This window comes from Neobacillus drentensis, assembly GCF_036965245.1.
GTDB classification, from domain to species: domain Bacteria; phylum Bacillota; class Bacilli; order Bacillales; family Cytobacillaceae; genus Neobacillus; species Neobacillus drentensis_G.
The window spans coordinates 1-7,028 of sequence record NZ_JBALPG010000013.1 but is presented as its reverse complement, the minus strand read 5'-3'; the positions used below and the strand labels follow the sequence as shown (position 1 = coordinate 7,028).

Genomic DNA, 7,028 nt, shown 5'->3' with positions numbered 1-7,028 from the left:
TTAAACTGAGGGAGTTGAAGAATGGTCCTATACTCTTATTTAACAATCGGAACAGATTGTCGAGGTTGTAGTTTAGGATTAATAGTGGGGAACCGTGTTCCCTTCATGAAGTAATGGAGGGTGTCCCAAAAATATAACTTTTTGGGACACCCTCTTAAATAATTCTAGGGTTTAACAAACTTTAAAAAACATACTGTAAATAAATTAGTTTAATAATAATTTGTAGTTAGTCAATTTAAACAATCACTGACTTTATTACTTCACAATATCTCTTTTCTTTATAAATCCGTTCAAAGGATCAATAAAATATCTTCTACCATGAAAATCTGTTACCTTTATTTCATTTTCATTAACATTCATGAACTCATATGAGTCGCTATATTGATCTGGAAATACTTTATTCAATTCTTGAGATCGCCATACTATTTTTCCAAGTTTAGAAATTGCATATAAATTATCTAATTCTGTTTCATTAAACGGTATTGCTAATAATACGATTATTAGATCCCCGCATATTTGAACATCTCGAATATTATGGTTAAAACTAACATCGATATTATTAATAGTTAATATATTTTCATTTATTTTTAATTGTTCATTCATTTAATTTTACCTCCCTATGGTAATGGTCTTGGATTAACGAAATCTCCAATTTTTTGTCCCATCAAATCAAATTGTATTGCTCCACCATTTCCCCATCCTTCAAGTGGGTTTACAATACCTTTACGAAGATGGTCCCCTGCTTCTAACATAACATCTGCAACATATTTAGGTGTGGTAGGAAGTGCAAATTTATCTTTTATTTGTGCTGGGGTTAATCCTTTTATATCTTCTTCTTTCATAACCCAACTACCTAATATTCCTGAGTTTTCTCCATCATACACTCTTACAAATTTGGTTTTACTAGTTAATTCTATTTCATGAACTATTGTATTAGGTTTGTATGGAGGATTAGGATATTTCATAACTTCTTTCCACCACTTATTAGTTTCTTCTGCAGTTGTTTGCTTTACTATTTTAAAATTACTAGTAATACCCTTAACAATGGTCCCTTCATTTTTCAGGGCTTTGTTTAAAGCTTGAATTTCTGTCTCTTTAATTATACCCTTAGTCGCGACTTTCATTTCGCCGCCTAGAAAGATAGATAAAGAACCAATGGAATAATCCAAAGCACTATACTTTTGATCTGTAATAATATTGTAACCACTAGCCATATCAATCCCTATTTTAGCATTACCCAACACAGGTATAAGTTCAATTACCATAGAAACATTTTCTTTTGAAAACCATTGATCTAACATGCTACTAGAAATACCGAATGCTGATAAATCTATGTGTGCAGTTGTTTTTATATTACTATACTCATATTTTACACCCGATTCTTGTAGTGGATTAAAATCCTCAAGTGATTTACTTAATCCAATCATTAACTCTTTCCTTAGTTCCTCTGACCAATTTCCTAAATTTATTTGTGCAGTTATTGCAGATAAACTATCTAAATGTCGATTCATCTCCTCTATATCCCGATTAAATCTAACTGACCAATTTTCCATATAATTATTATACCCCTGAAAACTCCTATTAAGTTCATCCATTTCTTCCTTAAACTTTTTCATTGATTGTGCAAATTCGTTCATTTTTATAGCGAATTCATGAGTATCATTAAGCCAATCTGCCATTGATGTTTCCCAATTTGCCATTGATGTTTCCAAATCAATTGCCCACTTTGGAACTTCTCCGGGTTGATAGAAGGTATAGTGAACCCATTTCATACCTTGATCTGTTTTAATCATCTTCCAATAGAAACCATAATCAGCATATACTTCAACTGTCTGTGCACCGTAATGACCTGCTTTTCTAGAAGACGTGCTCGCATCATCATATGTATCAAAATCAGCGGGAATATATAGTTTGTCAGGGTTAGGATTATAGTACACCCATTTTAACCCTAGAGGTGTTTCAATTTTATACCAATCACTATGGGTCGAGGTCTGCATTACAACCTTTACCATTTGAGGTGCAAATGAACCTGCCTTCTTGGAATCAAAGTAGGGTTCTTCGTAAACAGTAAATGTATATGGTATGGATATTGAACTAACGTTAGGGTTAAAGTAAGTCCAATACCTCCCTAAAGATGTTTCAATTAACATCCAATTTTTATCTAACCAATCTCTTGCTATTACAGTGACAGACTGAGGAGCAAGACGTTGCACCACTTCGGAATAATAATTTGGTCCTTTATGCACTTCAAAATTTATGGGAATTGTAACTTTCTCTGGTTTAGCATTATAATACGCCCATTTATTCCCTTGTTTTGTTTTAATAAAAAACCAATTATCTCCATTTTTAGCATATACAGTTACCGTTTGAGGTCCATATGTACCAACTGGCCCATTTAATAATACTGGAGAATCATACACGTCAAAACTTGCTGTAAACGACTCTTGTAGTGGCTCACCAGTATAATAGATCCATTTTCTTCCCTTTTCAGTCTCAATTTGATACCAATTATCTTCTGACTTTGCTATTGGCATGACGCTTTGAGCATTGTACGAGCCTGAAGGCCTTGTACTAAAATCAGGAGAGTCATATACATTAAACGTGTAAGACAGTTTAATAGTTTGTAAATTCGGATTATAGTAGATCCACATTCTACCAAAAATTGTATCAATTAACATCCAATTCTTATCTAAAGCACCTCTTCCAAGTACATTTACTTCTTGTGGGGAAAGGTCTAGATCGAATTTAGAAGAAAAAAGCGATTTATTGTAGAGTGGTAGTTTTATAGGGATATTTATTTTCTCTGGATTCGGGTTATAATATGCCCATTGATCCCCTTTATTAGTGCTTATTAAATACCAGTTTTTTCCGTAGTATGTTGTAATGACTGTTACTGTTTGGGGAGCAAATGAACCTGTTTTCTTTCCCGTGAGATCTGGTATATCATATGTATCAAAACTAGAGTTAATCACCATCTTGTATGAGTTGTCACTATAAATGATCCACTTAAATCCTTTATCTGTTTCTATTAGAAACCAATCTATAGTGCTATCTTTATATTTCGCAATTGGTTTTACGACTTGTGGTCCATAATTTCCAGATTTAGTTGAAAAAACAAATGAACTATCATAAGTATTAAAAGTGTGGTCAATGTTGATAGGAACTAATGTTGGATCATAAAAAACCCAATATCTCCCTATTTTGGTTTCAATTAAATACCAGTTTTTTTCATAATTAGCTTCTCCAATAACAGTTACATTTTGTGCGCCCATTTTTTGTACTAGTTTGGAGTTGAAATTATTCTCCTCATAAACAGGAAAATCAAAAGGAATATACATCTCTTTTGGTTTCGAATTATAATACGCCCATTTTAGTCCTTTGTCTGTTTGAACTAAAAACCATTTTGAATCGTAGCTAGCATACACAATTACTGTTTGAGCATTGTAAGAACCTGATTTATTTTTAGTTAATTCCAACGAAGTATAACCATAAATGGGGGTATTATACACATCATAGGAAGTTGGTATTTTTACTTCTTTAGGAGCACCTGTGTAATAAATCCATTTTCGATTTTTATCTATCTCAACTAAATACCAATCTCCGCTCTGACCAATAGGCTGGACAGTTTGGGCTGAATATGGTCCACTTTGTTTCGCAGAAAATTCCTTATCATCATATGCATAAAAGGAATATGTCATTGTAATAGGTTTAAGGTTCGGAGTATAATAAGTCCATTTACGCCCTTGATTGGTATCAATCAACATCCAGTTCTCGTCTGTAACACCTCGCTCAAGAACTGTAACCGTTTGAGCAGGTATATTTCCAGTTTTTGCAGACCAAAAAAATTGATCTTCATAAAGGTCAATTGTAACCGGAATACTAACCTTTTCTGGATTAAGGTAACCATATGCCCATTTTACTCCTATGTCCGTTTGGATTAGCAACCAATTGTCAGATAACTTTGCATAGGCTGTTACTGTTTGGGCATTGTAAGTTCCAACTATAGCCCAATCTTTCCCCCACACAATATTTTTATAGGGCGTATCATATACATTGTAGGATGTAGGAATTTTAACCTGTTCTGGCGCACCAGTATAATAAATCCACTTAGGGCCATTATCTATGTCAACTAAATACCAATTGTCTATCTTTTGAATGATATTAACAGTCCGAGGAGTATAGGATCCACTTGGTGTTGAAATTGTTATATTATCATCATACACGTAAAAAGTGTATAACATAGTGAGTTGCTTTAAGTCAGGATCATAATACGTCCATTTACGTCCTTGACTGGTTTCAATCAATATCCAGTTCTTATTAATATTACTCCGAGCTATGACTGTAACTGTTTGAGCTGATAGACTTCCGACGATTTTTTCCTTTAAACCTGCGACGATTTTTTCATCTAAATTAATCTCTTTGTCATAAAGATAAATAGTAAAAGGAATGTTGATTTTTTCAGGATTAGGATTGTAATACGCCCATACTCTTTCTTTATCTAATTCAATAAGTAACCAATTAGAGTTTTTTTCCTTTTTGGCAAGCACGGTAAAAGTACCTGCGTTTTTTGTACCAAGTTTTTTGGAAGATAATTCTGGTTCTTTATATGTGTCAAATCCAGTAGGAATAAACAGTTTCTCAGGATTAGGATTGTAATATGTCCATTTTGGACCATTATCAGTTTCTATATATATCCAATTTCGATCAACTATATCATGTGTTATAACCGTTACTGTTTGAGCATCATTTTGATTAGGCATTGCATCAAACGACGCTGCATTATATGTATCAAATGTAGTTAAAAAAGTAACTTGCTCAGAAGTAGAAGATTCAGTTTGCGGATTAATTTGACTCGAATCCTTCTGGTTGGCTTCACTTTCCTTGATTTCTTCAATCTTTTGGTCTAACATCATACTCTGATTATTTTGTTCATTCACAACATGAGTTGTTGATTGTTGTATCTCTTGTCCATCTTTTATTAAAGGAGGTATTTCTTCTTTAGATTGAGATGATGGTAGTTGGTTTGGTTGTAATTTTCTTGAATCATTTGTTCCACCATCTGTACTAGATTCTGTACTAGATTCTGTACTAGATTCTATACTAGATTCTATACTAATATTAGATTCCGGTTTTTCTTCATTGTACTGCATTGCTTGTGATACAGAAGGAGCAATTCCTGTGCTGATTAGTAATACAATACAAATAACGATAATAATTTTTTGAATAGTTTTTTGCAATTGTTACAACCCCTTTCATTTTATACAATCAATTCCACTAGACCCTAATATTGTAATTATATTACTATATTAAGTCAAATTAGAATTTAAGCTACTATATATCGTAAAGTAGTTTATTAAAATTTTTACTTGTTAAATAAGTAAACGTAGCCAAATATTAGTAATTCCATATTCTCATTACTTTTTTCATAACTTTTTGGGGCATACCCTTTTTGTATGTGTATTGTTCTGTCAAAATTGTCTGTTGATTTCCACTCAGGCGTTACGTTTCCGCGGGCGTTGCGGGGAGCCTCCTAACATGTTGTTCCCCTTATCCCGAGAGATTCCTCTGTGCTGCTTTTCCAAGTTCTTCACACCTTCCATGGTCCTCGCCCATCTTATCAAGGCTCGACTTCTCTTTAGCCACTTTCAGTGGGTTCCTTTGAGGAGACGGCAGGATTCACTTTATGTTACAACCTATTAATTTGCTCGCACTCTGCTAGAGAGTTACTTTGTCACAGGGCTTTAACCTTAGAATTTCTTCACCAGTTGCTTGTCAACTAGTAAGCGTCTTTGATACTTATTCAGATTGGACTTTCACCAATTAGCAATTAACGGCTTGCTGGGCACGCATAAAAAATGACCCAAAAAAGTTGTCAATCAACGCCCTTTTGGGTCACTCTCTTTTTTTGAAGTAAGAGATTAGACTTCTTATTGTGCTAAAGGGTGCAAGAGTTAAAGATTCGAGCTGTCATTTTGGCAGCCTTTTCTTATTCGACTAGATACAGGATGGTTGAAGAAGGAAAACAAGTCTCGACATAGAAATATTAAAGTAAATTGATTGGTTTACTATAGGAGGAAATAATGATTGAGCGAGAGCAAGTTATAGAAAACTATTTTCAGTCTTGGATAAATAAGAACAATCTAATATTAAGAAAAACCTTTGACCTAAACGCAGTCTATAGTGAATGTTATGGACCTGAATACCACGGTTTAGAAATTATTGAAAGATGGTTTAACGATTGGAATAAGCGAGGAACAGTTTTGTTTTGGAAAATAAAGAAATTTATTCATCAAGGTAATTTAACTGCTGTTGAATGGTACTTTAAGTGTGAGTATGACGGAGAAGTTGGGGAATTTGATGGTGTATCATTAATTGAATTTAATAACGATAATTACATTGTGAACTTAAAAGAGTTTCAATCTAAAATACCACACTACTACCCATACAAGTAAAATAAGGCATATATGTTTCTTTAATGACATTTAAAAGTATAGACGATATTGTGAAATAATGTACTGATATGAACGANNAAAGAGGTTTTATTTATCGAAAATAAGTTTTCAACAATCAGGCCAGATTGGAGAAGAACGCTCACAATGAAAATGGCACGTACAATAAGAGATATAATAGAGATTGTAAAGAAATGTACTGATATGAACGAAACTGTCAATGCTCCCTACCCAAATTGATTTTGGTTTCAGTTTTTGGGTAACTCTAAGAAGAGAAGCGTTTTTCGGCTTCTTTGCTTATTAGTTTGGATTGAGCCTTATGGCTAGGGGATCTCCTTCTCAGCTTACTGACCGCTCCTCAATCTCCAAATTGGCTGTCAAGTGCTTTCCTTGACAGGCAATTTGGAGATTGAGATACTTTTTAAAGCTGAGAATGAATAAATTTCTCCTTTCATATTAATATAAAAATTTAAGCACACGGCACGAAGGCAAAAATCTCTACTGCGGTTAGCACTCTGATATTCGTGGGTTTTCACATTTTATCTTTCCGTATAAAGGAGCTTCCACTAACTTAAAACG

At 33.6% G+C, this 7,028-nt stretch carries 3 protein-coding genes; 1 reads left to right on the top strand and 2 read right to left on the bottom strand.

What is annotated here, in order from left to right; translation table 11 throughout:
* Positions 1 to 255 precede the first annotated feature (255 nt).
* Together V7150_RS03515 and V7150_RS03510 are read right to left on the bottom strand one after the other, a co-directional pair.
* A complete protein-coding gene (locus tag V7150_RS03515; protein ID WP_335513641.1) occupies positions 256 to 603 on the bottom strand; it encodes a hypothetical protein in 348 nt (115 codons plus the stop codon).
* 14 nt (positions 604 to 617) lie between these two features.
* On the bottom strand, positions 618 to 5,237 hold the full coding sequence (locus V7150_RS03510; protein WP_335513639.1) for a pre-toxin TG domain-containing protein: 4,620 nt from the start codon (positions 5,235 to 5,237) through the stop codon (positions 618 to 620).
* Positions 5,238 to 6,080: 843 nt separating this feature from the next.
* Between V7150_RS03510 and V7150_RS03505 the strand changes: the two genes are divergently transcribed.
* Positions 6,081 to 6,452 (top strand): nuclear transport factor 2 family protein, encoded by a 372-nt coding sequence (locus V7150_RS03505; RefSeq protein WP_335513638.1) that lies wholly within the window; start codon positions 6,081 to 6,083, stop codon positions 6,450 to 6,452.
* Positions 6,453 to 7,028 lie beyond the last annotated feature (576 nt).

Coding starts and splice junctions, on each gene's coding strand:
- V7150_RS03515 (WP_335513641.1), bottom strand. CDS start 603: ATGAATGAACAATTAAAAATAAATGAAAATATATTAACTATTAATAAT.
- V7150_RS03505 (WP_335513638.1), top strand. CDS start 6,081: ATGATTGAGCGAGAGCAAGTTATAGAAAACTATTTTCAGTCTTGGATA.